Here is a 23,631-nt window from a genome sequence, read left to right on the forward strand (position 1 = left end):
GGATCGCGGCCGAGGGCCACTCCTACAGGAGCAAGGCGTAGGAGTGGCCGCAGCGGCTGACCACCAGGGCCGCGAAAGGGCTTACTTGGCGGCCTGGATGGCGGCGACCAGTTGCTCGGTGGCCTTCTTCGGATCGGCGCCCGGGTCATTGAAGAAGTTGGTCACCACGTCGAAGATCGCGCCCTGCACGTAGCTGGTGTTGGCCATGCTGTGCGCCATGCTCGGCTCGGCCTTGCCGTCGGCGTTGGCCGCCTGGAAGTCCTTGGCGGATTGCTGGGCGCAGCTGTCGAACTTGGACAGGTCGATGTCGTTGCGCACCGGGATGGCGCCCTTGTTGAGGTTGAACACCTCCTGGAAGGGCTTGTCGATGACGGTGCGCACCAGGTCGTCCTGGGCCTTCTGGTTGTCCTTGTTCTTGATCTTGAACATGGCCAGGGAGTCGATGTTGTAGATGAAGTCGCCCTGGGTGCCCGGCATCACCACGCACTCGTAGTCGACGCCCGGCTTCTTGCCGGCGGCGGTGAATTCGGCCTTGGCCCAGTCGCCCATGATCTGCATGCCCGCCTTGCCCTCGATGACCATGGCGGTGGCCAGGTTCCAGTCGCGACCGGCGGCGTTGGGATCGACGTAGCCCTTGACGCGCTTGAAGGTCTTGAACACCTCGACCATCTTGTCGCTGCGGATGGTGTCGGCATCGGTCTGCACGAAGACCTTGTCGTAGCCTTCCGGACCCATGATGGCCATGACCAGGGATTCGAAGATGGTGCCGTCCTGCCAGTTCTGGCCGCCATGGGCCAGGGGCACGACACCGGCGGCCTTGAGCTTGTCGGCGGCTTCGAAGAATTCGTCCAGGGTGGTGGGGACCTTGGCGCCGGCCTTCTTGAAGACGGCGGGGTTGATCCACAGCCAGTTGATCCGGTGGATACCGGCCGGCACGGCGACGTACTCGCCTTCGTGCTGCATGGTCTGGGCCACGCGCTTGGGCAGGATGGTGTCCCAGTTGCCCTGCTTGGCGATGTCGCTGATGTCGGCCAGGAAGCCCATGCTGGCCCACTCCTGGATGTCGGGGCCTTTGAGCTGGGCGGCGGACGGCGGGTTGCCGGACACGGCGCGGGTCTTGAGCACGGTCATGGCGGCTTCGCCGGCGCCACCGGCCACGGCGAAGTCCTTCCAGGTATCGCCCTGCTTCTGCATCAGCTGCTTGAGCACATCGACGGCGCGAGCCTCGCCACCGGAGGTCCACCAGTGCAGCACCTCGACCTCTCCGGCCTGGGCGGCCAGGGGGGCCGTGATAGCGGCGCAGGACAGCGAAACGGCGAGAGCGAGACGATTCAACGCATTCATGAGGGGTCGTTCCTTGTTGTTTTTATCGGAGCGGTTTTTCAGGAGCTGCGCCGAGTCTAGTCAGGCAACCGCGACCGTGGGTAACGAAGGGAAAGCGTTTTGTCACGGCTTGGTGACATGGCGTCCGCCTGGGCGCTAAGTCCGCGGCAGGGTCAGGGTCACCCGCAGGCCACCCTCCCGGCGATTGCGCAGCTCCACCTCGCCACCATGGGCGTGGGCCAGGTTGCGGGCGATGCCCAGCCCAAGGCCGTACCCATGGCGATCGGTAGCCAGCCTTACATGAGGCTGGAACACCTGTTCCAACTCCTGCTCCGGCACCCCGGGACCTTCGTCGTCGACATGCAGGACGAACGCATGGCCATCGTCTTCCACCTGCAGGTGGGCGCGATAGCCATATTTGAGGGCGTTGTCCAGCAGGTTGCCGATGCAACGCTTGAGCGCCAGGGGTTTGCCCAACAGGGCGCCCCGGGCTTCACCGGTGAGACGCACCCGCGGCGGCTGCTCCTGGGTGAAGGGCTCCACCAGTTGCATCAGCAGTGCCTGGAGATCGACCGGCTCCAGGTTCTCGTGGATGTCGGTGTCCTTGACGCACTGCAGGGCACCCTTGACCAGCAGGTCCAGCTCATCCAGGTCACGCACCAGCTTGGCCTGCATCACCTCGTCATCCACCAGTTCAGCGCGCAGGCGCAACCGGGTGATGGGCGTGCGCAGGTCGTGGGAGATGGCGCTGAACAGCTGGGCGCGCTCGTCCAGGTAGCGGGCGATGCGTTCACGCATGGCATTGAAGGCGCGGGTGACCTCGCGGATCTCCTGGGCCCCCTCCTCCCGCACCGGCGGTGTATGGACCTCCAGCGACAGCTCCCGAGCGGCACGCGACAGGCGCTTGAGCGGGCGACTCTGCCAGCGGATCAACAAGCCGATGAACAGCAGCAGGAAGGCGCTGCTGAAGACCATGAACAACACCTGCTGCAGGGGCAGCCAGGATTCGTCCAGGCTGTAGTAAGGCGCCGGCATCAGGGTCGCCAGGTACACCCACTCCCCTTCACCGATACGGATCTGGGTCACCAGCACCGGTGGCTCCAGAGGTTCCAGGCTCAGCGCATAGTGCGCCCAGGAACGCGGCAGTTCGTCGAGCGCGAGAGCGCCGTTGAAAAGGCGCAGCTGTTGCGGGCCGATGAATTCCACGTACATGGGCATGGTGGCGCCCAGGCGCTCACGCAGCACCGTCTCGACCTCCTGCAGCACTGCCCTGCGCCCAGGGGTCGCGGGCAACGCCTGCATGGTCAGCGGCTTTTCGTTGAGCGAGACGAAGAAGCGCGTGCCGCCCATGTTGCGCAGTTGCTCCAGCACCAGCGGCCGATAGGCCGGTGGCAGCAGGCTGAAATAGCGCACGCTGGCGGCGATGGAATAGCCCAGGCTGCGGGCGGCGGTCTGCAGGCCCTGGTTGCGATCGCTGCGCAGCGCGGCCGACCAGAACAGCGCCGAGGCGCCCTGGGCCAGGAGCACCGCCAGCAGGGTCAGCAGCAGCATCCGCGCCAGCAGGGAGCGCGGCACCAGCCGCGCGAGTGGACCGCTACACCGCATCGGCGACCAGTCCGCTGACCTCGGCGGCGAGCAGGTAGCCGGAACCGCGCACGGTGCGGATCAGCCGCGGCGACTTGCCGGTATCCCGGAGGCGGTGGCGCAGGCGGCTGACCGCCATGTCGACGATGCGCTCCAGCGGCAGCACCTCGCGGCCGCGGGTGGCGTTGGCGATGGTGTCGCGATCGAGGATCTGCTGGGGATGGTCGAGAAACAGCTTGAGCAGGGTGAAATCGGCGCCGGAGAGGATGACCTCCTCGCCATCGCGGTGGAACAGCCGGTGACTGACCGGATCCAGGCGCCAGTCGTCGAAGGTCAGCAGACCGATAGCCGCCGGACGCGTCTCGCCAAAGCCGGCGCGGCGCAGCAACGCCTTGATGCGGGCCAGCAATTCGCGCGGACTGAAGGGCTTGCCCAGGTAGTCGTCGGCACCCAGTTCCAGGCCGATGACCCGATCCGCCTCGTCGGAACTGGCGGTGAGCATGATGATGGGCACCTGACGGCAACTCGACTGCTCGCGCATCCAGCGGCAGAGGGCGAAGCCGTCTTCGCCGGGCAGCATGACGTCGAGGATCAGCAGATCGGGGACGAAGTCGCCCAGTGCCCGGCGCAATTCGCGGCCGTCGCCGACGGCGCGTACCCGATAGCCGGCACGGGTGAGATAGGCGTCCAGAAGCTCACGGATTTCCTCGTCGTCGTCGACGATCAGGAGGGATTTGCCCAGGGTGGACATGGCGATGTTCGCTCTTGTTGTTCTGGCCAGGGGCCAGCTACCGGTAGTGCCGGCAGCATACCGGGGTCGGGCGACCTTGAGTAGTCGCCCGCCCCCGGGGTGGATCAGGCCTGCCGCGCTTCGGCGATGGTCTGATCCAGGGCGACGCCGGCACCGAACAGGCCCGGGTACTCGGCGGTCACCAGCCAGGCCGGGATGTCCTTGAGGTAGGCGCTGCTGGTCTTGCCCTTGTCGGCGAAGGCATGGGCGAAGGCCCCGCTCTGGAAGCGTTCGACGAAGCGCGGCAGGATGCCGCCGGCGATGTAGACGCCACCCAGGGCGCCCAGGGTCAGGGCCGCGTTCCCGGCGACCCGCGCCAGCCAGATGAAGAACTGCTCCAGCACGGCGTCGGCATAGGGATCGCCCTTGAGCGCCAGCTCGCAGATGTCCGCCGCGCTGTGCAGGGCGGCGGTCCGGCCGTCCAGCTCGCAACTCGCATGATAGAGGTTGACCAGGCCGCTGCCGGACACCACGCGCTCGGCGGAGACGTGGTTACCGAACTGGCGCTTGAGGATCTTCCAGATATCGAATTCGCGCTGGGTGTTGATCGGCAGGTCGACGTGACCGCCCTCGCTCGGCAGCACGATCCAGCGATCCTTGCCACTGGGCACCAGGCTGGCGAGACCCAGGCCGGTGCCCGGCCCGATCACCAGGCGCGGGCGGGTCGGCAAGGCGATGCCGTCGCGGACCTGGACGCAGTCCGCCGGGTCCAGACGAGCGATCGCCCAGGCCATGGAGGTGAAGTCGTTGATCAGCAGCAGATGGGTCAGACCCAGCTCGCGGCAGAACTGCTCGCGCTTGATCACCCAGTGATTGTTGGTGAAGCGGAAGTCACCCTCGCCCACCGGGCCCGCACAGGCGAGGCACACGGCGGTGATGTCGTCCAGCGCCACGCCGGTCTGCGCCAGGTACTTGCGCACGGCGTCTTCCGGACAGGCGTAATCCGCACAGGCGAAGACCTCGATGGCCTCCAGGCGACCGTCGCGCCACAGGGCGAAGCGGGCATTGGTGCCCCCGATGTCGCCAACCAAAGCCAAACTCATTTCAGCGCCTCCAGGCTGGAAGTGAATGCACTGGCACCCGATTCAGCCGTGCTCATGGCGCCGCGCATGAAGGCGAACAACTCACGACCACAGCCTACCCCGGTGCCCTGGGGCGCTTCGACCGCCTCGCGAGCCATCCATTCGTCCGCCGGGACCAGAATCTTCAGCTCTCCGGTACGCCCATCGACGCGGATGGGATCGCCGTCACAGACCTTGGCCAGCGGACCGCCGTCGATGGCTTCCGGGCAGACGTGGATCGCCGCCGGGACCTTGCCCGAGGCACCGGACATGCGGCCGTCGGTGACCAGCGCCACCTTGAAGCCGCGGTCCTGCAGCACGCCGAGGTAGGGGGTGAGCTTGTGCAACTCGGGCATGCCCAGGGCCTTGGGTCCCTGGAAACGGACCACCGCGACGAAGTCGCGTTCCAGTTCGCCGGCCTTGAAGGCGGCCGCCAGCTCGCTCTGGTCATGGAAGACCCGCGCCGGGGCTTCCACCACCTGGTGCTTGGGCGCCACGGCCGACACCTTCATCACGCCACGACCGAGGTTGCCCTGCATGACGCGCAGGCCGCCCTCTTCGTTGAACGGGCGGCTGGCCGGCCGCAGGATGTCCTCGTCCAGGCTTTCGGCACGCCCGGTGCGCCACTCCAGCTTGCCGTCCACGAGGAAAGGCTCCTGCAGATAGCGCGACAGACCGTGCCCCATGATGGTGTTGACGTCTTCGTGCAGCAGTCCGGCTTCGAGCAGGGTGTGCACCATGAAGTTGACGCCACCGGCGGCATGGAAGTGGTTCACGTCGGCCTTGCCGTTGGGATAGACCTGCGCCAGGGTCGGGGTGACCGCCGAGATCTCGGCCATGTCGTCCCAGGTCAGCTGGATACCGGCGGCCTGGGCGATGGCCGGGATGTGCAGGGTGTGGTTGGTCGAACCACCGGTGGCGCTCAGGGCCACCACTGAGTTGACGATGGACTTCTCGTCGACGATCTCGCCCAGCGGCATGAAGTTGCCGCCCTGGTGGGTGATGCGGGTCACCTGGCGCGCCGCCTCGCGGGTGAGCTCGTCACGCAGCGGGGTGTAGGGATTGACGAAGGAGGAACCGGGCAGGTGCAGGCCCATGACCTCCATCACCACCTGGTTGGTGTTGGCGGTGCCATAGAAGGTGCAGGTGCCGGGGCTGTGGTAGGACTTCATCTCCGATTCCAGCAGCTCTTCGCGGGTGGCCTTGCCCTCGGCGAAGGCCTGGCGCACGCGCGCCTTCTCCTTGTTGGAGATGCCCGACGGCATGGGGCCGCCCGGGACGAAGATCATCGGCAGATGGCCGAAGCGCAGCGCGCCGATCATCAGGCCGGGAATGATCTTGTCGCAGATGCCCAGCAGCAGCGCGGCGTCGAACATGTTGTGCGACAGCGCCACGGCGGTGGACATGGCGATGACTTCGCGACTCGCCAGGCTCAGCTCCATGCCGGCCTCGCCCTGGGTCACGCCGTCGCACATGGCCGGCACGCCACCGGCGAACTGACCGACGGAGCCGATCTCGCGCAGGGCCTGCTTGATCAGCTCCGGATAGTGCTCATAGGGCTGGTGAGCCGACAACATGTCGTTGTAGCTGGAAACGATGGCGACGTTGGCCTGGTCCATCAGACGGAGGCGCTGCTTATCCGTCGAGGATCCACACCCGGCGACGCCATGGGCGAAATTGGCGCACTGCAGCTTGCCGCGCTGCGGACCGTCGCTGGCGGCGGCCCGGATCATGGCGAGGTAACGCTCACGGGTCGGACGACTGCGTTCCACCAACCGCTGTGTGACTTCGAGGACGCGAGGATGCATGGTTTCGATTCTCCACCGGGCTAAATTTGTTGTTATTTAAAACATTCACAGCCAAATTGGCGCTATTATTCCGCTTAGCACGCGTCATGTGTAATGTTTTTTACAACAAAACCCAGCTATCGCGAGGTTTCTCTCAATGAGTATTCGTATTGCCATCAATGGTTTTGGACGCATCGGCCGCAACGTGCTGCGGGCGCTGTATACCGAGGGCTATCGCCAGGACCTGGAGGTCGTCGCGATCAACGACCTGGGCGACGCCGCCATCAATGCGCATCTCCTACAGTATGACAGCGTTCATGACCGCTTCCCTGCCGAGGTGTCCGTCGAGGGCGACAAGCTGGTGGTCAATGGCGACCGCATCGCCGTGACGGCCATCCGCAACCCGGCCGAGCTGCCGTGGAAGGATCTGAAGGTCGACGTGGTGTTCGAATGCACCGGCCTCTTCACCAGCCGCGACAAGGCCGCCGCCCACCTGGAAGCCGGCGCCTCCAAGGTGATCATCTCGGCACCGGGCAAGGACGTGGACGCCACCATCGTCTATGGCGTCAACGACAACATCCTGCGCCAGTCGCACCAGATCATCTCCAACGCTTCCTGCACCACCAACTGCCTGGCGCCGGTCGCCCAGGTGCTGCAGCGCGAACTGGGTATCGAGAACGGTCTGATGACCACCATCCATGCCTACACCAACGACCAGAACCTGTCGGACGTCTACCACTCCGACCCCTTCCGGGCGCGTTCGGCCACCCAGTCGATGATTCCGACCAAGACCGGTGCCGCCGAAGCCGTGGGTCTGGTTCTGCCGGAACTGCAAGGCAAGTTTAGCGGCATGGCGGTGCGGGTGCCGACCATCAACGTGTCGCTGGTCGATCTGACCATCCTGACGGCCAAGGAAACCGACGCCAAGACCATCAACGCCTTCATGAAGGCCGCGGCAGAGGCCTCGCCGGTCCTGGGCTACAACGACAAGCCGCTGGTCTCCATCGACTTCAACCACAACCGCCTGTCGTCGATCTTCGACGCCAACCACACCAAGGTGAGCGGCAAGCTGGTGAAGATCATGGCCTGGTACGACAACGAGTGGGGCTTCTCAAACCGTATGCTCGATACCTGCAAGGCGCTGGTCAACGCGCCGGCCTGAGGTCTGTAGGTCTGGGTTGGAAAAAAGCGCCTTCGGGCGCTTTTTTCGTTTTGGGCGAGATTGTTGGGCTTCGCGTTGCTCAGCGCCAACCTACGGCACCCTAAGCAGAAAGACCGAGCTGTAGTGGCGCTGTAGGTTGGGCTGAACGCAGCGAAGCCCAACAGGGCTGACTCAACCCTCTTCGTCCTCGTCCGCCGCCTGACGCAGGTCGTCAAAGTCGGTCTTGAGGCCGGTCTCCATGGCGTCGAGCTCGGTGAGCAGGGTCCGGAAGCTGGTGCGCTCGGGAATCACCGGGGTGCCCTCCTCCACCGCTTCAGCATCACCCACACCCAAGGCCGCCAGGCTCAGCTCCGGGTCCTCCAGCACCGAGGCCGGTTCGGGTTCCAGCTGGCGGACCTCGGCCAGGGGCGGCAACTGGTCGAGGCTGCGCAGATCGAAGTAGTCGAGAAAGGCCTTGGTGGTGGCGAACATGGCCGGTCGGCCGGGTACGTCGCGATAGCCGACCACACGAATCCAGTCGCGCTCCAGCAGCGTCTTGACGATCTGGCTGTTGACCGCCACGCCGCGCACCTCTTCGATCTCGCCACGGGTGATGGGCTGGCGATAGGCGATCAGGGCGAGGGTCTCCAGCATGGCGCGGGAATAGCGCGGCGGGCGCTCTTCCCAGAGTCGTCCGACCCAGGGCGCGTACTTTTCGCGGACCTGCAGGCGATAGCCGGAGGCCACCTCCTTGAGTTCGAAGCCGCGCTTGCGGCAGGAGCCGCCGAGCACGGCGAGGCCGGCGCGCAGATGAGCGGGCTCGGGGCGCTCGTATTCTTCGAAGAGCTCGGCCAGGCGCTCCAGGGTCAGGGGGCGGCCGGCAGCGAGCAGGATGGCTTCCAGCAGGGGCGCCAGTTGCTTGGGATCGGTGTAGTTCATGGGCGGCGATGATAAGGCCGGGCGCGAGTCACGCCAAATCCAACCTGGCGGAGGACGGCCAGATCCGTGGGGTCTTTGACCTTGTCGCCAGCCGGGGCGGCCAGGCATGCTCGCCAGATCGCTACGGAGAGCCACCCATGCCGCTGATCGCTGCGCTGCTCTATCCCGAGGTCATGAGTCTGGACGTCACTGGCCCGCTGCAGGTGTTCGCTTCGGCCAACCTGGAACGGGAACGCCAGGGCCTGCCCGCTCACTATGAGCTGCGTCTGCTGGGCGCCGCCGAGGGGCTGGTGAGGACTTCGGCCGGTATCGGTATCCAGGCCGAGCAGGGCTGGTACGACCTCGACGTGGGCGAGGTGGATACCCTGCTCGTCCCCGGTGGCCTGGGCATCGAGACGCTGCGCCAGGACGCCGGCTTGCAGGCCTGGCTGCGCGATCTGGAACCGCGGGTGCGACGGCTCGGCTCGGTGTGTTCCGGCGCCCTGCTGCTGGCGGGCGCCGGCCTGCTGGACGGTCGCCGCGCCACCACCCACTGGGCCTATGTCGACGAACTCGCCACCTTTGCGGCCATCGAGGTCCAGGGCGACCGCCTGCATACCTATGATCCCCAGGGCCGCGATGGCGATCCCCATGTCTTCACCTCGGCCGGCGTCACCGCCGGCATCGACCTGGCCCTGGCGCTGGTGGAAGCGGATCTCGGACGTCCGCTGGCGCTGGCGGTGGCGCGCCGACTGGTGATGTTCCTGCGTCGCCCCGGCGGCCAGGCGCAATTCAGCGCCTGCCTGGCGCCCGATCCGGGGCGGACGCCGCGGCTGGCCGCCCTGCTCGACTGGATTCCCGGTCACCTGGGGGAAGACCTGGGCCTGGAGCGCCTGGCCGAGCGGGCCCATATGGCGCCGCGCACCCTGTCGCGCCTGTTCAGCCGCGAAGTGGGCATGGGGCCGGGTCGCTATGTCGAGCAGGTCCGCCTGGAGACGGCGCGGGTGCTTTTGCAGGATGGCCAGGCTTCCATCGCCACGGTCTCGCGCCTGTGCGGCTTCGGCCATCCGGAAAATCTCCGACGCACCTTTCACAAGCACCTGGCGGTCAGCCCCCAGGACTACGCGGCGCGCTTTGGCGCCTGATCAGGAGAGAAAGCCATGCTGGACATGCGTACCTCATGTGAACGCTGCACCAAGGCCCTGCCGATGGACAGCGAAGGGGCGGTGATCTGCTCCTATGAATGTACCTTTTGCACGGAATGCGCTGCCGGGCCGTTGCAGGGGCGGTGTCCGAATTGTCGCGGGGAGTTGGTCAGGCGTCCGCGGCGGATAGCGAAAGGCGCTCAAGACACCCGACAGTAGGCAGGGCGCAGCCAGGGCGATCCGCCGATGCCGCCCTTTGAGGCAGACTCCTGATCGCGGCCATGGGCCGCTCCTGCAGCACGGCTGAATCCGTAGGAGCGGCCCATGACCGCGATCGCATCAACGCGAATCGTCGCGCCTTCACCGCAACAACCCCGCCTCCGCCCGAATGGGCGCCGGGGTGGGCTCGCCCAGCAGATCCAGCACCGCGATTTCCAGGCCACGACTCAAGGCGTCCAGCGGCAAATGGTTGGGCTGGGTGCAGAAAGGGTCGGCGATCTGGTCGCCCAGCGCATCCAGGCCGAAGAAGGTGTAGGCCAGCACCAGCACCGCCAGGGGCGTGAACCAGCCCAGGCTGTCCACCAGGCAGAACGGCAGCAGGAAGCAATAGACGTGCACCACCCGGTGCAGCATCAGGATGTAGGGATAGGGAATGGGCGTCTGGCGGATGCGTTCGCAGCCACTGAGCACCGCGGTCAGCCGGTCCAGCTGGTGGTCGAGGTTGGCGATCAGCGGATCGCCTAGGCCTTCCTGTCGTGCCCGGGCAACCAGCGTTGTCCCGAGGCGGCGAATCAGGGCGCTGGGGCGGTGAGGTGCGGCGAGCAGGCTCTCCTCCCCCGCCAGCACCCGTTGCAGATCGGCAGACGGCGCTTCGCGGCGCAGGTGATCACGCAGGGCATAACCGAAGGCCAGCAGCGGAGTCAGCAATTGGCGGCGCTCGGACGCGGTCAGCCCCGGCAGCAGGCTCTCGACCTGGCGCGCCAGGTTGCGACCGGCGATCAGCAGTTCGCCCCACAGACCGCGGGCCTCCCAGAAGCGCTGATAGGCGGTGGTGTTGCGAAAGCCGAGGAAGATCGCCAGGGTCAACCCCCAGAGGGTCAGGGGCGTGGTGGTGAGGCCGAAGTCGAAGCGCAGGATGAAACCATGGCTCAGGGTCACCGCCAGGCTCAGCAGCATCACATAGAGCAGCTTGGGCCAGATCGCCTGGACGATGGAGCCGCGCACCGTGAACAGCAGTTCGCGCAGCGAGGGATTCTGGGGACGGGTGATCACAGGTGTGCTCTCGCGTGAAGTACTGGTTTCGACGCCGCCCGGGCGCGACAGTGCCTGGCCCCTAGCGGGTCAGGGTCCGAACAGCACCCCGACCAGGGCCCCGCCGGCCAGCAGCCACAGCGGGTGCCCGCGGGTGAACAGCGAGCCCAGGGCGCCAGCCGCCAGGATCAGCACCCACAGCGGCGCGGTGGCCACGCTCGCAGCCACCAGCCAGGCGCTGGCCGCCACCAGGCCGACGGTGACCGGCACCAGTCCGGCCTGCAGATGCCGGCGCCAGGGGCGATCGGCGAAGCGCTGCCAGAGGTGCAGCACGCCGAGGGTCAGCAGCGAAGACGGCACGAACTTGGCCAGGGAGGTCACCAGCAGCCCCGGCCAGCCGGCCACGTGCCAGCCGATCAGCGGCACGATCATCAGATTGGGGCCGGGCGCCGCCTGGGCCAGGGCGAACAGGGCAGCGAAGTCGGCGGCGCTCATCCAGCCATGCACGGTCACCACCTGGCGCTGCATCTCCGGCAGCACCGAGTTGCCGCCGCCGAAGGCCAGCAGCGACAGCTGGGTGAAGATCAGCGCCAGCGCCAGCAGGGTCGAGCTCATAGGCCCTGCCGATAGCTGAGCAGCACGCTGATGGGGGTGAGCACCAGCATGGTCCAGAGCAGCGGCAGCTTGAGCAGCGCCAGGGCGAGAAAGGCCAGGCAGGCGATGCCCAGGGCCAGCCAGCGACCGCGCAACGGCTGAAGGAGCTTGACCGCCATGGCCACCAGCAGGCCGGCGGCCGCGGCGGCGAGACCGGCGAAGGCGCGACCCACCAGGGGATCGTCATGGTAGCGGTCATAGAGCACGCCCAGCCCGACCACCACCAGGGTCGGGCCCACCAGCAGCCCGGTTGCAGCGGCCAGGGCGCCGCTGCAGCCGGCGAACCTCATGCCCACCGCCACCGAGAGGTTGATGATATTGCCGCCTGGCAGGAACTGGCAGAGGCCGAGTAGTTCGGTGAATTCCTCCGCCGACAACCAGCGTCGCTTCTCCACCAGGTAGCGCCGCGCCAGCGGCAGCACCCCGCCGAAGGCCGTGATGCCCAGGCCGAAGAAGCCGAGGAAGAGATCGCGGCGCCGCGGCCGGTGCAGGGTGGAGTCGTTGTCCATGGGCAGGGGTTCGTCAGATCCAGAGCGACAACAATAGCGTACCCGCGAGGCCGGTGATGGAAACCAGCGTCTGCAGCACCGACCAGACCCACAGCGTCTGCTTGAGCTCCAGGCCGAAGTACTCGCGCACCATCCAGAAGCCGGCGTCATTGACGTGGCAGAAGAACACCGAGCCGGCACCGATGGCCAGGGCGATCAGCGAGGCCTGGGGGCCGGCCAGCCCGGCCACCACCGGTGCCAGGATGCCGGCCGTGGTGGTGGTGGCCACCGTCGCCGAGCCGGTCGCCTGGCGCAGCGCCACGGCGATCAGCCAGGCCAGCAGGATGTAGGGCAGGTGAGCGCCCTCGGCGACCTTGGCCACGGTATGGCTGACGCCAGCGTCGAGCAGGGTCTGCTTGAGGCCGCCGCCGGCGCCGATGGTGAGCAGCAGCGCGGCGATGGGCGCCAGGCCCTTGCGCAGCACGCCCCCGACGCTTTCGCGCGGCATGCCACTGCCCCAGCCGAGCAGTACGGTAGCCGCCAGCACGGCGAGACCCAGGGCGACCAGGGGTTCGCCGAGGAATTTCAGCCCCTCCGCCAGACCGCTGTGGGGGTCCAGGGCGACCTTGGCGAAGGTGCTGCCCAGCATCAGCAGCACCGGCAGCAGGATCACCAGCAGCGACAGGCCGAAGCCGGGCTGACGCGCGCCCTGGTCGCGGGCGCTGAACAGCGCGCCCAGCTCCGCGGGCGGCTGGATCGTCATGCGCCGCGACAGCCAGCCACCGTACAGCGGCCCGGCCAGGATCACCGCCGGGATGGCGATCGCCAGGCCCAGCAGCATGGTGAGGCCGAGGTCCGCATGCAGGGCGCCGACCGCGATCAGCGGACCGGGATGCGGCGGCAGCAAGGCATGCAGGGTAGTCATGCCGGCCAGCGCCGGAATGGCGATGCGCAGCAGCGGCTGCCCGGAGCGCTGCGCCATGACGAAAATGATGGGCACCATCAGCACCAGGCCCACTTCGAAGAACAGCGGCAGGCCGATCACCATGGCCACCAGGGCCATCACCCAGGGCAGACTGCGGCCTTTGCCCAGGCCCAGCAGGGTGCTGGCGATGCGATCGGCGGCGCCCGACTCGGCCATCAGCGCGCCAAGCATGGAACCCAGCGCGATGATGATGCCGGCCTCGCCGAGGATGCCGCCCGCGCCCTTGCTGAAGGCCTTGGCCACGGCCTCGGCGGGCAAGCCGGCGCCCAGGCCGGCGATAAAGGTACCGATGAGGATGGACAGGAAGGGTGGCAGGCGGGTGACGCCAATGAGCAGGACGATGGCCAGGATGGCGGCCAGGCAGCAGAAGATCAGCCGGGTGTCGTGGGCGACCCAGGCGAGCGCAGCAGGATCCACAGGTGACTCCTTGTAACTTATTGTTTCAGGTTCACCTTAACTGAAATGCCGTCCGCGGTACGACGCAAATCGACATAAACCCTGTCCCTTATTGCACTTAGCGTGCGAACCTCAGCGGTTTCGCACGATCCAAACAGCGGTCGGTCGTGACCGAATCCCCTTCCCTTTTGCTTGCAGGCGGTTGGCATGAACGAAACCTCTACTCTCTGGCAGCAGACCCTCGCCCAGTTCCGTGACGGAACCGGCTCCACCCTGCCCACGCCGGGCAGCGGCGCGGCGGCCACCGTGGCGGCGTGCCTGGGTGTCGCGCTCATCCTCAAGGGCCTCAAACTCAGCCAGCAGCGCCAGCCGGTGACCCGCCATGCCGACCTGATCTCCGTGGGCGAGCGCCTGCAGGAAGCCCTGAGCACCTGCGCCGATGCCGACGTCCAGGCGTTCGCCAACTACCTGGAAGCCGATCGCCAGGCGAGCGGTGCCACCGCAGAGGGCGAGCGCCGCCAGCAGGCGCTCAACCTGGCCGCGGCCAACGCCGTACAGATCCCCATCGCCACCGCCCAGCTGTGCCTGGAAGCCCTGGATCTCGCCGTCACGGCCACACCGCTCACCGTCGAACCATTGCGCAGCGACACCCTGGCCGGCGGTCGCCTGGTGCATGGGGCCCTGGGTGCGGTGCTCACCACCGTGGACGCCGACCGCAACGGCCTGAAATCCGGCGACGCCCGCGAAGCCGCCCGACAGATGCGCGACAAACTCAAGCAACAGGCCGACCAGCGTCTCGCCCAACTGAGTGCCACCCCCGTCCCGCCGGCCATGGGTTGAGGGCCGGTGCTGGCCCGCCTGGGCTGGGTCCTGCGCGGATTCCAGCGACGCCTGTGGTTTCGCGCCACGCTGTTCTCGGTCGCCGGGGTGGCGACCGCCCTCCTCGCCCTGCTCCTGCGTGACCATATCCCGGCGACGCTGCCGGCCAAGGTCGGCGCCGATGCCGTCGACAAGATCCTCACCATCATCGCCAGCAGCATGCTGGCGGTGACCACCTTTTCCCTGAGCACCATGGTGACGGCCTACAACGCCGCCGCCAGCAGCGTGACGCCCCGTGCCTATCCGCTGCTCCTGGAAGACAGCACCACCCAGAACGCCCTGGCCACCTTTCTCGGCTCCTTCTTGTTCAGCCTGGTCGGCATCATCGCCCTGAGCACCGGCCTCTACGGCGACAACGGCCGGGTGGTGCTCTTTGCCGTGACCCTGGTGGTGATCCTGCTGATCGTCTTCACCCTGCTGCGCTGGATCGACCATCTGTCGCGACTGGGCCAACTGGATGCCACCAGCGACAGCATCGAGGACGCCGCCCGGCACAGTCTGCAACGCTGGCTGACCCACCCGTACCTGGGCGGGGTGGCGGCGCCCATCGATGAGCCCGCCAGTGGCCGCCCGGTCATGGCAGACCGCACCGGTTATCTGCAACGGGTGGACATGCCGCTGCTGGCGGACCTCTGCGGCGACCAGGGTCGCCTTCGCCTGGCCGCCCTGCCCGGGGCCTTCCTCGATCCGGCGCAGCCGCTGCTCTGGGTCGAGGGTCTGGGACCGGAAAAGGACGAGCGCCTGCGTGCCGCCTTCATCCTGGATGCCCGCCGGGTACACGACCAGGATCCGCGCTTCGGCCTGACGGTGCTGGGCGAGATCGCCACCGGGGCGCTGGTGCCCTCGCGCAGCGACTCGGGTACCGCCATCGCCATCCTCGGTCGCGCGCAACGGCTGCTGACCGCCCTCACCGAGCCGCGGGAAGCGATCGAGCCCCGCTATCCGCGGATCGAAGTGCCGGAGCTGTCGCTGGACGACCTGTTCGACGACTTCTTCCTGCCGGTGGGCCGCGACGCGGCGCCGCTGGTGGAGGTGGGCATGCGCTTGCAGAAAGCCTTGGCGCGCCTGGCGGTCCAGGGGGACGCGCGGATCAGGCGCGAGTGCCTGCGGCATTCGCGCCTGGCACTGGCCCGGGCCGAGGCCACGCTTGGCCAGGCCGAAGACCGCGTCATCCTCCAGCAACTCGCCGCGGACGTCGAACGCCTCTGCACGGCGCGCTAGCTGTGCGCCGCTAGCGCGACCAAGCCGGATCGGTGGTGAAGGCGATGGTCAGCCAGCGGTCCGGACCCTCGCCGCCGATGGCCTCGCCGATCTGGTCGCGGATGGCGTCCCATTCGTCCAGGGTCTTGGCCGGCCACCCCAGGGGCACGATGAAATACAGCTCGATCTGCCGCGCCCGGCCGACCTTGGCCACATAGGCGCGATAGTCGAGGAAGCCGAAACGCGTGACCATGTCCTTGGCGACTTCATCGACCTGCTGCTTGAGCGCCGGCGGGGTCACCATGAGGATCTCCCTGAACGCCTGCCAGACCAGCTTCAGCGGTATGGGGGTGATCAGCACGCAGATGATCGACAGCACCAGGGGATCGATGTAGGGCGTGATCCAGGCATAGGCCGTCCCCTGGGCCAGGGCGCCGACCAGGAAGGCCACCACCAGGGCGGCCGAGATGCTGCCCGACATGATCCAGCTCTTGATGTCGAGCCTGAGGAAGTCCGACTGGATGTCCCGGTTCAACCGGTGCACCAGGGCGGCGAAACCGAAGCAGCTCAGGGCCGCGACCAGCGCATAGAGCAGCGCCATGCCGAACGCCAGGGCCTTGCCACCACTCATCAGGCTGATGATCGAGTTGACCAACGCATAACAGGCCACGATGCACAGCACGCTGCCGTTGAGGGCCAGGACCATGGGTTCGAGGTGCCAGAAACCCATGTTGAAGCGCTCGGCCAGCCGCCGGTCCCCTTCCGGTTCCTGCGCATGCCGGTGGATCAGCATGGCCACCAGCAGCGCCACCCCGCTCATGAAGGCGTCGGTCAGCGAATAGAAGCCGTCGAAGACGATGGCATAGGAGCCGGACAGCACGCCGAAGGCGATACCCACGGCTGCCAGCAGCACGGTGACGGCAATGGAAAAGCGCAGCACCGTGCGCTCGTTGCTCAGGCGTTTCAACATGCTCGACTCCGGTTACCGATCGCCTCCAGGCGTGGCGAACAGCTTCAATTCAGGCCAAGGATAGAGGTCGCCAGGCCAACCTGCATGGGCGGTCCGGCAAGGCTTCCATGCGCGGACGCAATCAGAAGCCGGCAGGCTTCGGGTGTACACTGCACCGGTGCTTTTTTCTCCCGGGACCTCTGGCAACCGCCACTCCCGTACCGCGGAATCCTCAACGGCGACCCACCATGATCGAAGTTACCGAACGCTCCATCGCCGAGTTGCGTCGCGCACTCGAAACCGGCCAGACCACTGCGGTGCAACTGGTCGAGGCCTATCTGGCCCGGATCGACGCCTATGATCCGCCCACCAGCGCCACGGCGCTCAATGCCGTGGTGGTGCGCAATCCCGAGGCCCTGGCCGAAGCCGCCGCGTCCGACCGCCGCCGCGCCCGCGGCGAGGTCCTGGGACCGCTGGACGGCATCCCCTATACCGCCAAGGACAGCTACCTGGTCAAGGGGCTGACCGCTGCTTCCGGCAGTCCGGCCTTCAAGGATCTGGTCGCCCAGCGCGATGCCTTCACCGTCGAACGGCTGCGCGCCGCCGGCGCCATCTGCCTGGGCAAGACCAACATGCCGCCCATGGCCAACGGTGGCATGCAGCGTGGCGTCTACGGGCGCGCGGAAAGCCCCTACAACGCCGGCTACCTGACCGCGCCCTTCGCCTCGGGCTCGTCCAACGGCGCCGGCACCGCCACCGCGGCCAGCTTCGCCGCCTTCGGCCTGGCCGAGGAAACCTGGTCCAGCGGGCGCGGCCCGGCCTCCAACAACGGTCTCTGCGCCTACACCCCCTCGCGCGGGATCATCTCGGTACGCGGCAACTGGCCGCTGACACCGACCATGGACGTGGTGGTGCCCTATGCCCGCACCATGGCCGATCTGCTGGAGGTGCTCGACGTGGTAGTGGCGGACGATCCCGACACCTCCGGCGACCTCTGGCGCCTGCAACCCTGGGTGCCGCTGCCGCTGGCCTCGGCGGTACGCCCGGCGTCCTACCCCGCACTGGCCGCCGGCCCCAATGCCCTGGCCGGCAAGCGACTGGGCGTGCCGCGCATGTTCATCAACCAGGACCCGGACGCCGGCACCAGCGAGAATCCCGGCATCGGCGGCCCCACCGGCCAGCGCATCCGGACCCGCGACTCGGTGATCGCCCTCTGGGAACAGGCCCGGGCGGCCCTGGAAGCCGCCGGCGCCAGCGTGATCGAGGTGGACTTCCCGCTGGTCTCCAATTGCGAAGGCGACCGCCCCGGCGCGCCCACGGTGTTCAACCGCGGGATCGTCTCCCGGGAATTTCTCCATGACGAACTCTGGGACCTGTCCGCCTGGGGCTTCGACACCTTCCTGCGCGACAACAACGATCCCAATCTCAATCGCCTGGTGGACGTCGAAGGCGAGCTGATCTTTCCCCACGAGCCCGGCACCCTGCCCAATCGCGAAGGCGACCTGGCCGCCGGCATGGCCGAATACGTGCGCATGGCCGAGCGGGGGCTCAAGACCCTGGAGCAGATCGCTAGCCTCCCCGACGGCCTGCGCGGCCTGGAACGGACGCGCAAGCTCGACCTGGAAGACTGGCTGGAGGCCCAGGGCCTGGACGCCGTGCTCTTCCCCACCGTGGCGGACGTGGCGCCGGCGGATGCCGAAATCAATCCCGCCTCGGCCGACATCGCCTGGAGCAATGGCGTCTGGGTCGCCAACGGCAACCTCGCCATCCGCCACCTGGGCGTGCCGACCGTCACCGTGCCCATGGGCGTGATGGCCGACATCGGCATGCCGGTGGGTTTGACCTTCGCCGGTCGCGCCTATGACGACACCAACCTGCTCCGCCTGGCCGCTGCCTATGAGTCGACCGGCTCCAAGCGCCAGGTACCGCCGCGGACGCCGCCGCTGGTGGGCTGAGCGGAGACGGCGCGGACGCTGGCCGCCAGGCTTCACCAGGCGGCCGGAACCGGCGCGTGACATCTGCCGGTAAGGCGCGCTAACCGGAGTGTCCAGCCGCGTGCCGGTTATGCGGACGCCGCCAGCGGCCTAAGGTGGGTTCCAGGCAGGTGCCATTGGCCGACGCCGCTACCCACCTCATCCCGTCCTCTGCGAGCGTGCCGCCATGAAGCCAGCCAAGCGTCTTACCGGGAGCGTGCTGCTGTCGCTCATCGTCCTGAGTGGTCCCTGGAGCGGCGTCGCAGCCACCGAATCCACCCCTGAACGCCACCAGCGCCTGGTCGAAGGCGCCTTCGCGAACTGGAGCGCGGGTCGCGGCAGTCTCTTCGACGACCTGCTCTCGCCCGACGTGGTCTGGACCATCCAGGGCAGCGGGCCGGCGGCGGGTACCTACCACGGCCGCGAGGACTTTCTGCAGCGCGCCGTACGCCCCTTCGCGCAGCGCCTGGCCACGCCCATCGTGCCCCGGGTTCAGGGTATCTGGGTGCGGGAAGACCAGGTCGTGGTGCGCTGGAAGGGCACGGCCACGGCGCGCGATGGCGCGCCCTATCGCAACGAATACGTCTGGATCTTCAAGATGGACGGGGAACGGGCGACCCAGGTCGAGGCCTTTCTCGATCTCGCCCCCTATCAGGACGTCATCGACCGCATCGCGCTAGCCGACCCCTCGCCCGCCACGCCCACCGGTGAACGGCAGGCGCCCTGACGCCACCCCTGTGCGATCACGGCGCAAGACACCTGGCTCAGGCGGCGCCTCGGGCAGGCGGTCGATGACCATCCCAGAGCGTCATCACCAGGGCGATGGCGCCCTCGATGACGGGCAACGCCACGCCATCCCGCGCCATGGGTGAAATGCCCAGCAGAAAGCCTTCGAACAGCGTCGCCAGGGCATGAGCCTCGGTGCCTTCCGCGAGATCGCCGCGGGCGATGCCGCGCCCGACACAGGCCAGCAGACCGGCGCGGATCCGGGCGCGGGCCTCGCGCAAGGGCAGCGGCAGGCTGGAGTCTTCATCCGCATAGGAGCCCAGGGTACCGAGCGCCACCAGGCAGCCCTTGGGCAGGCGCTCATCGCATTGCATCCGCGCAGAACGCCCGAGGGCCGAGGCGATCGCCTCCCGGGGCGGCAGGGTCTCGTCGAACAGTGGATCGTTCACCCGGCCATGGGTCTCCATGTAGCGGGCGACCACCTCCTTGAACAGCGCCTCCTTCGAACCGAAGGCCGCATAGAAGCTGGGCGCGGTGATGCCGCCACCCATCGCCGCCTTGAGCCGACTCAGGGACGTCGCCTCATAGCCATAGCGCCAGAACAGCAGCATCGCGTCATCGATTGCCTGGGTCCGCTCGAAGGACCGCGGACGTCCCACCTGAGCCACAGCCGTACTCCTCGTCGGATTCGATTTTTATACTAGACGATACAGAATTCATTGACCAGCCAGAGCACCTGCTGCTTAGATATATATCGATCGATACATATCCAAGGAGCCTACCCGTGAGCGCGACCCCCAATCCCGAACGCCTGCCGGTGGCCGCACTGCTGGCGCTGGCCATGACCGGCTTCATCTGCATCATGACCGAGACCCTGCCCGCCGGCCTGCTCCCCGAGATCGCCCAGGGGCTCCACGTCTCCAATGCCCTGGCCGGACAGACGGTGACCGCCTATGCCGCCGGCTCGCTGACTGCCGCGATTCCTCTCACCCTGGCAACGGCGCGCTGGCGGCGGCGCCGGGTGCTGCTGGCGACCATCCTGGGCTTTCTGCTGTTCAACACCCTGACCGCGCTCTCCTCCAACTATCCCCTGACCTTGGTGGCCCGCTTCGCCGCCGGGGCCGCGGCAGGCCTCGCCTGGAGTCTGCTGGCCGGCTATGCCCGGCGTCTGGTCGTGCCGCGCCTGCAAGGGCGGGCGATGGCCATCGCCATGATCGGCACGCCGGTCGCCCTGTCCCTGGGCGTGCCCCTGGGGACCTGGCTGGGCGGGCTGCTGGGCTGGCGGCTGGCCTTCGCCTGCATGTCCGCCCTCACCCTGGGCCTGATCGTCTGGGTGCTGGCCAAGGTGCCCGACTATCCGGGGCAGGCCGAGGGCCAGCGCCTGCCGCTGCGCCAGGTATTCGCCACGCCCGGCATTCGCGCCATCCTCGGCGTGGTCTTCACCTGGATGCTGGCCCACAACCTGCTCTATACCTATATCGCGCCGTTCGTGGCCCAGGCCGGCCTGGGCGATCAGGTCGACCGGGTGCTGCTGACCTTCGGGGTGGCCTCGCTGGCGGGAATCTGGATCACCGGGCGGATCGTCGATCACAGCCTGCGGCGGGCCGTGCTGGTGAGTCTTGCCGGCTTCGCCGCGATCGCGCTGCTGCTGGGGCTCAACCGCGACTCGGCGCTGCTGCAGTACCTGGGCGTCTTCGGTTGGGGCCTGACCTTCGGCGGTGCGGCCACTCTGCTACAGACCGCCCTGGCGGATACCGCCGGGAGTGGCGCCGATGCGGCCCTGGCGATGAACGTGGTGACCTGGAACAGCGCCATCGCCGGGGGCGGCATCCTCGGCGGCCTGTTGCTGGAAGGCATCGGCCCCCAGGCGCTGAGCTGGGCCGTGGTGGCGCTGTCCCTGAGCGCCCTGGCCATCGCCACCAATGCCCGGCGCCACGGTTTTCCGGCCGGCACCCGAGGGAGCGGTTCGGCGGTCCTGGGTCACTGACCTACCGGCGGACGCCCTGTCCGCCCCATTCAGCCCCGGTGCGGGAGCGCTTCCAGGGTCTTGCCCTGGAAGAAGGCCGGCGCGCGCCAGCGAGCGAACAGCATCAGCGCCAGACCCAGTCCCAGGATCACCACGGCGATGATGAACACCAGGCCGATGCCGCCGAGGTGGGAGCCGCTACCGAAGTCCGGCGACAGGCTGGCGATGGCGGTCTGCCAGAAGATCACCGAGAGGATGATGGCGCCCAGCAGCGGACAGAGGCCGCGCAGCAGCGCATGGCGCAGGCTGTCGAACAGGCTGCGGCGGAAGTACCAGACGCAGGCGTAGGCGGTCAGCGAGTAGTAGAAGCAGATCATCATGCCCAGGGCGGTGATGGTGTCCGCCAGGACGTTGTCGCTCAGGGTACGCATGACCACATAGAAGCCACCGGTGGCGATGCCAGCGGCGATGGTGGCATAGCGCGGCGTGCGAGATCTCGGGCAGATGTGGGCGAAGCGGCGCGACACCGCGCCGTAGTACCCCATCGCCAGCAGGGTGCGCGCCGGCGAGATGAAGGTGGACTGCAGCGAGGCGGCGGTACTGGCCAGCACCGCGATGGACATCAGGATCGCCAGCGGCCCCATCACCGGGCCGGCCAGGTGGGCGAAGACGTTTTCCTGGATCTCCGGATTGCCCAGGCCCAGGCCGGCTTCGCTGATGCCGGCGAATTGCAGGGTCGCCGCGGCGGTGAAGAGGTACAGCAGCAGGATCAGCAGCACCGTGACCGTGGCCGCCCGCCCCGGCACCTTCTGGCTGCCCACCGATTCCTCGCTCACCGTGAGGCAGACGTCCCAGCCCCAGAAGATGAAGATCGACAGCGACAGACCGGCGGCGAAGGCGGAAAAGGATTCGACGTTGAAGGGGTTGAACCACTCCGGATGGAAGACCACCGGCGCCGCCGCGGGCGCGGCGTTGAAGGCCGCCAGGGAAAAGCCGATCAGCACCAGCAACTGCAGGGCCACCAGGCCGTACTGGACGCTCATGGTCATGCCGATGCCGCGACAGCTGATCCAGACCGCGATGGCGATGAAGACGCAGCAGGTGACGACGTTCACCAGCAGGTGCTGCGACAGCGCCGCCAGCTCCGCCCGGCCGCTGAGCTGGGCCAGGAACAGATAGAAGAAGTCCACCGCCACCCCGGCGAGGTTGGACAGGACGATGGTGGTCGCCGTCACCAGGCCCCAGCCGCCGATCCAGCCGATCATGGGACCGAAGGCGCGGGTGGACCAGGTGAAGGAGGTTCCGCTGTCCGGATCGACGGCGTTCAGCTCGCGATACCCCAGGGCCACCAGCAGCATCGGCAGGAAGCCGACGATGAAGACCGCGGGCAGATAGACGCCCACCTCGCGCACGGTCGGTCCCAGGGCGCCGGTCAGGGTATAGACGGGAGCGATGGTGGAAATGCCCAGCACCACGCAGGCGAGCAGCCCCAGGGAGCCGGCGGCCAGGCCCTTGGCGGACGCATCGGCCAGGGCTGCCGGCCCGGCGGTGTCCGAGCCGCCGGCCGGCGTACCCTTGCGCTGTTCAGTCATAGGTCTCTGCCCTGCTGTTGGAATTGTTATTCAGAGTGCGGCGTGCGCGACGAGGTGCCTAGCGCGCCGCGGCATGGCGCTGGCAGGCGTCGCGGAACGCGTCCAACAGCGCCAGGGATTCGGGGTTCTCGCGGAAATTCCATTCGGGATGCCACTGCACCCCGACGACGAAGCCCGGGGCGTCGGCCAGGGATACCCCTTCCACCAGGCCGTCCGGCGCCTGGGCCTCGATACGCAGCCCGGGGGCCAGGCGAGCTATGCCCTGGCTGTGCAGCGAATTCACCTGGAAGGTAGCCGGCAGGCCAAGGCGCTCGAACACCCCGCCCGGCGGCACCGCGACCGGATGCGTGGGCGCGTACTGCTCGGCCAGCCGCTCGCTCTGGGGCTCGCGGTGATCGTCATGCCCGGGCAACTCCTGCACCCGCTGGTGCAGGCTGCCGCCGAGGGCCACGTTCAGCTCCTGGAAACCGCGGCAGATGCAGAACACCGGAATGCCACGGTCGATGGCCAGGCGCAGCAGCGGCAGGGTGTAGGCGTCACGCGCGGCATCGTGGTGGGTGCCGGCGAGACTCGCTGGTCCCTGGTAGTGATGGGGCTCGACATTGGAGGGCGAGCCGGTGAACAGCAGGCCGTCCAGATGCTCCAGCAGCGCCTGCGGATCGCTCGGCACGCTGCGCGCCGGCAGCACCACCGGCAAGCCGGCATGACCCGCCGCCTCGACGTACTTGTCGCCGACGGTATGGGAATCGTATTTGCCGAGCGTCTGCCGGCACGCCGTCACGCCGATCAGGGGCATAGGGGACATGGCTTATCTCCAGAGTGC

The 23,631-nt window shown here is 67.7% G+C and carries 22 protein-coding genes; 8 read left to right on the top strand and 14 right to left on the bottom strand.

Translation table 11 applies throughout. From position 1 onward, the window contains the following. Positions 1-81: 81 nt before the first annotated feature. From RCF34_RS02570 to edd, 5 genes are all read right to left on the bottom strand, one after another. Positions 82-1,344: an ABC transporter substrate-binding protein gene (locus RCF34_RS02570; RefSeq protein WP_308706758.1), complete on the bottom strand. Its 1,263-nt coding sequence runs from the start codon at positions 1,342-1,344 to the stop codon at positions 82-84. A 135-nt stretch (positions 1,345-1,479) separates the two neighbouring features. Beyond that, complete coding sequence (locus RCF34_RS02575; RefSeq protein WP_308706759.1) at positions 1,480-2,928, bottom strand: ATP-binding protein; 1,449 nt, start codon at positions 2,926-2,928, stop codon at positions 1,480-1,482. Beyond that, the gene (locus RCF34_RS02580; protein WP_308706760.1) at positions 2,918-3,658 is read right to left on the bottom strand and encodes a response regulator transcription factor; all 741 of its coding nucleotides are present in this window, start codon (positions 3,656-3,658) and stop codon (positions 2,918-2,920) included. The genes RCF34_RS02575 and RCF34_RS02580 overlap by 11 nt, the downstream gene beginning before the upstream one ends. A 104-nt stretch (positions 3,659-3,762) precedes the next feature. Then, entirely contained in the window at positions 3,763-4,740 is a 978-nt protein-coding gene (locus RCF34_RS02585; protein WP_308706761.1) for a glucokinase, read from the bottom strand. Further along, a complete protein-coding gene (gene edd, locus RCF34_RS02590; protein ID WP_308706762.1) occupies positions 4,737-6,566 on the bottom strand; it encodes a phosphogluconate dehydratase in 1,830 nt (609 codons plus the stop codon). Before edd ends, RCF34_RS02585 begins: the two co-directional genes overlap by 4 nt. Before the next feature lie 136 nt (positions 6,567-6,702). On the opposite strand from edd, the gene gap reads away from it, so the two are divergent. Continuing rightward, positions 6,703-7,707: a type I glyceraldehyde-3-phosphate dehydrogenase gene (gene gap, locus RCF34_RS02595; RefSeq protein ID WP_017641313.1), complete on the top strand. Its 1,005-nt coding sequence runs from the start codon at positions 6,703-6,705 to the stop codon at positions 7,705-7,707. Between the two features lie 171 nt (positions 7,708-7,878). On the opposite strand, the gene scpB is transcribed toward gap, so the two are convergent. Continuing rightward, a complete protein-coding gene (scpB, locus tag RCF34_RS02600; RefSeq protein WP_308706763.1) occupies positions 7,879-8,625 on the bottom strand; it encodes an SMC-Scp complex subunit ScpB in 747 nt (248 codons plus the stop codon). A gap of 137 nt (positions 8,626-8,762) precedes the next feature. Here scpB and RCF34_RS02605 point away from each other — a divergent pair, with 137 nt between their 5' ends. After that, complete coding sequence (locus tag RCF34_RS02605; RefSeq protein ID WP_308706764.1) at positions 8,763-9,749, top strand: DJ-1/PfpI family protein; 987 nt, start codon at positions 8,763-8,765, stop codon at positions 9,747-9,749. A gap of 24 nt (positions 9,750-9,773) precedes the next feature. Then, positions 9,774-9,968 (top strand): DUF1272 domain-containing protein, encoded by a 195-nt coding sequence (locus RCF34_RS02610; protein WP_374941157.1) that lies wholly within the window; start codon positions 9,774-9,776, stop codon positions 9,966-9,968. Between the two features lie 141 nt (positions 9,969-10,109). Here RCF34_RS02610 and RCF34_RS02615 read toward each other — a convergent pair whose 3' ends face one another. The 4 genes from RCF34_RS02615 to RCF34_RS02630 all read right to left on the bottom strand — a co-directional run bounded on the left by RCF34_RS02615 (position 10,110) and on the right by RCF34_RS02630 (position 13,544). Then, on the bottom strand, positions 10,110-11,021 hold the full coding sequence (locus RCF34_RS02615; protein ID WP_308706765.1) for a bestrophin family ion channel: 912 nt from the start codon (positions 11,019-11,021) through the stop codon (positions 10,110-10,112). Between the two features lie 69 nt (positions 11,022-11,090). Continuing rightward, positions 11,091-11,615: a chromate transporter gene (locus tag RCF34_RS02620; protein ID WP_308706766.1), complete on the bottom strand. Its 525-nt coding sequence runs from the start codon at positions 11,613-11,615 to the stop codon at positions 11,091-11,093. Then, positions 11,612-12,163: a chromate transporter gene (locus tag RCF34_RS02625; protein WP_308706767.1), complete on the bottom strand. Its 552-nt coding sequence runs from the start codon at positions 12,161-12,163 to the stop codon at positions 11,612-11,614. The genes RCF34_RS02620 and RCF34_RS02625 overlap by 4 nt, the downstream gene beginning before the upstream one ends. A 13-nt stretch (positions 12,164-12,176) precedes the next feature. After that, positions 12,177-13,544 carry a gluconate:H+ symporter gene (locus RCF34_RS02630; protein WP_308706768.1) on the bottom strand — a complete coding sequence of 456 codons (1,368 nt, stop codon included), beginning with the start codon at positions 13,542-13,544 and terminating at the stop codon, positions 12,177-12,179. Between the two features lie 186 nt (positions 13,545-13,730). Between RCF34_RS02630 and RCF34_RS02635 the strand changes: the two genes are divergently transcribed. Next, complete coding sequence (locus RCF34_RS02635; protein ID WP_308706769.1) at positions 13,731-14,363, top strand: cyclodeaminase/cyclohydrolase family protein; 633 nt, start codon at positions 13,731-13,733, stop codon at positions 14,361-14,363. 6 nt (positions 14,364-14,369) lie between these two features. Then, on the top strand, positions 14,370-15,623 hold the full coding sequence (locus RCF34_RS02640; RefSeq protein WP_308706770.1) for a DUF2254 domain-containing protein: 1,254 nt from the start codon (positions 14,370-14,372) through the stop codon (positions 15,621-15,623). Between the two features lie 10 nt (positions 15,624-15,633). Here RCF34_RS02640 and RCF34_RS02645 read toward each other — a convergent pair whose 3' ends face one another. Continuing rightward, entirely contained in the window at positions 15,634-16,572 is a 939-nt protein-coding gene (locus RCF34_RS02645) for a cation transporter (protein ID WP_308706771.1), read from the bottom strand. Positions 16,573-16,799: 227 nt separating this feature from the next. On the opposite strand from RCF34_RS02645, the gene RCF34_RS02650 reads away from it, so the two are divergent. Then, positions 16,800-18,506 (top strand): amidase, encoded by a 1,707-nt coding sequence (locus RCF34_RS02650; protein WP_308706772.1) that lies wholly within the window; start codon positions 16,800-16,802, stop codon positions 18,504-18,506. Positions 18,507-18,711: 205 nt separating this feature from the next. Then, a complete protein-coding gene (locus tag RCF34_RS02655; RefSeq protein WP_308706773.1) occupies positions 18,712-19,251 on the top strand; it encodes a nuclear transport factor 2 family protein in 540 nt (179 codons plus the stop codon). A gap of 37 nt (positions 19,252-19,288) precedes the next feature. Here the strand turns inward: RCF34_RS02655 and RCF34_RS02660 are convergent, their stop codons facing one another. Next, on the bottom strand, positions 19,289-19,918 hold the full coding sequence (locus RCF34_RS02660; protein WP_308706774.1) for a TetR/AcrR family transcriptional regulator: 630 nt from the start codon (positions 19,916-19,918) through the stop codon (positions 19,289-19,291). Between the two features lie 173 nt (positions 19,919-20,091). Here RCF34_RS02660 and RCF34_RS02665 point away from each other — a divergent pair, with 173 nt between their 5' ends. Then, positions 20,092-21,237, top strand: coding sequence for an MFS transporter (locus tag RCF34_RS02665; RefSeq protein ID WP_308707512.1), 1,146 nt, complete (start codon positions 20,092-20,094; stop codon positions 21,235-21,237). 29 nt (positions 21,238-21,266) lie between these two features. Here the strand turns inward: RCF34_RS02665 and RCF34_RS02670 are convergent, their stop codons facing one another. Both RCF34_RS02670 and RCF34_RS02675 read right to left on the bottom strand, forming a co-directional pair. Beyond that, complete coding sequence (locus RCF34_RS02670) at positions 21,267-22,808, bottom strand: APC family permease (protein WP_308706775.1); 1,542 nt, start codon at positions 22,806-22,808, stop codon at positions 21,267-21,269. A 58-nt stretch (positions 22,809-22,866) separates the two neighbouring features. Further along, the gene (locus RCF34_RS02675; protein WP_308706776.1) at positions 22,867-23,613 is read right to left on the bottom strand and encodes a gamma-glutamyl-gamma-aminobutyrate hydrolase family protein; all 747 of its coding nucleotides are present in this window, start codon (positions 23,611-23,613) and stop codon (positions 22,867-22,869) included. Positions 23,614-23,631 lie beyond the last annotated feature (18 nt).

The organism is Pseudomonas sp. 102515 (assembly GCF_031085165.1).
Classification (GTDB): Bacteria; Pseudomonadota; Gammaproteobacteria; order Pseudomonadales; family Pseudomonadaceae; genus Chryseomonas.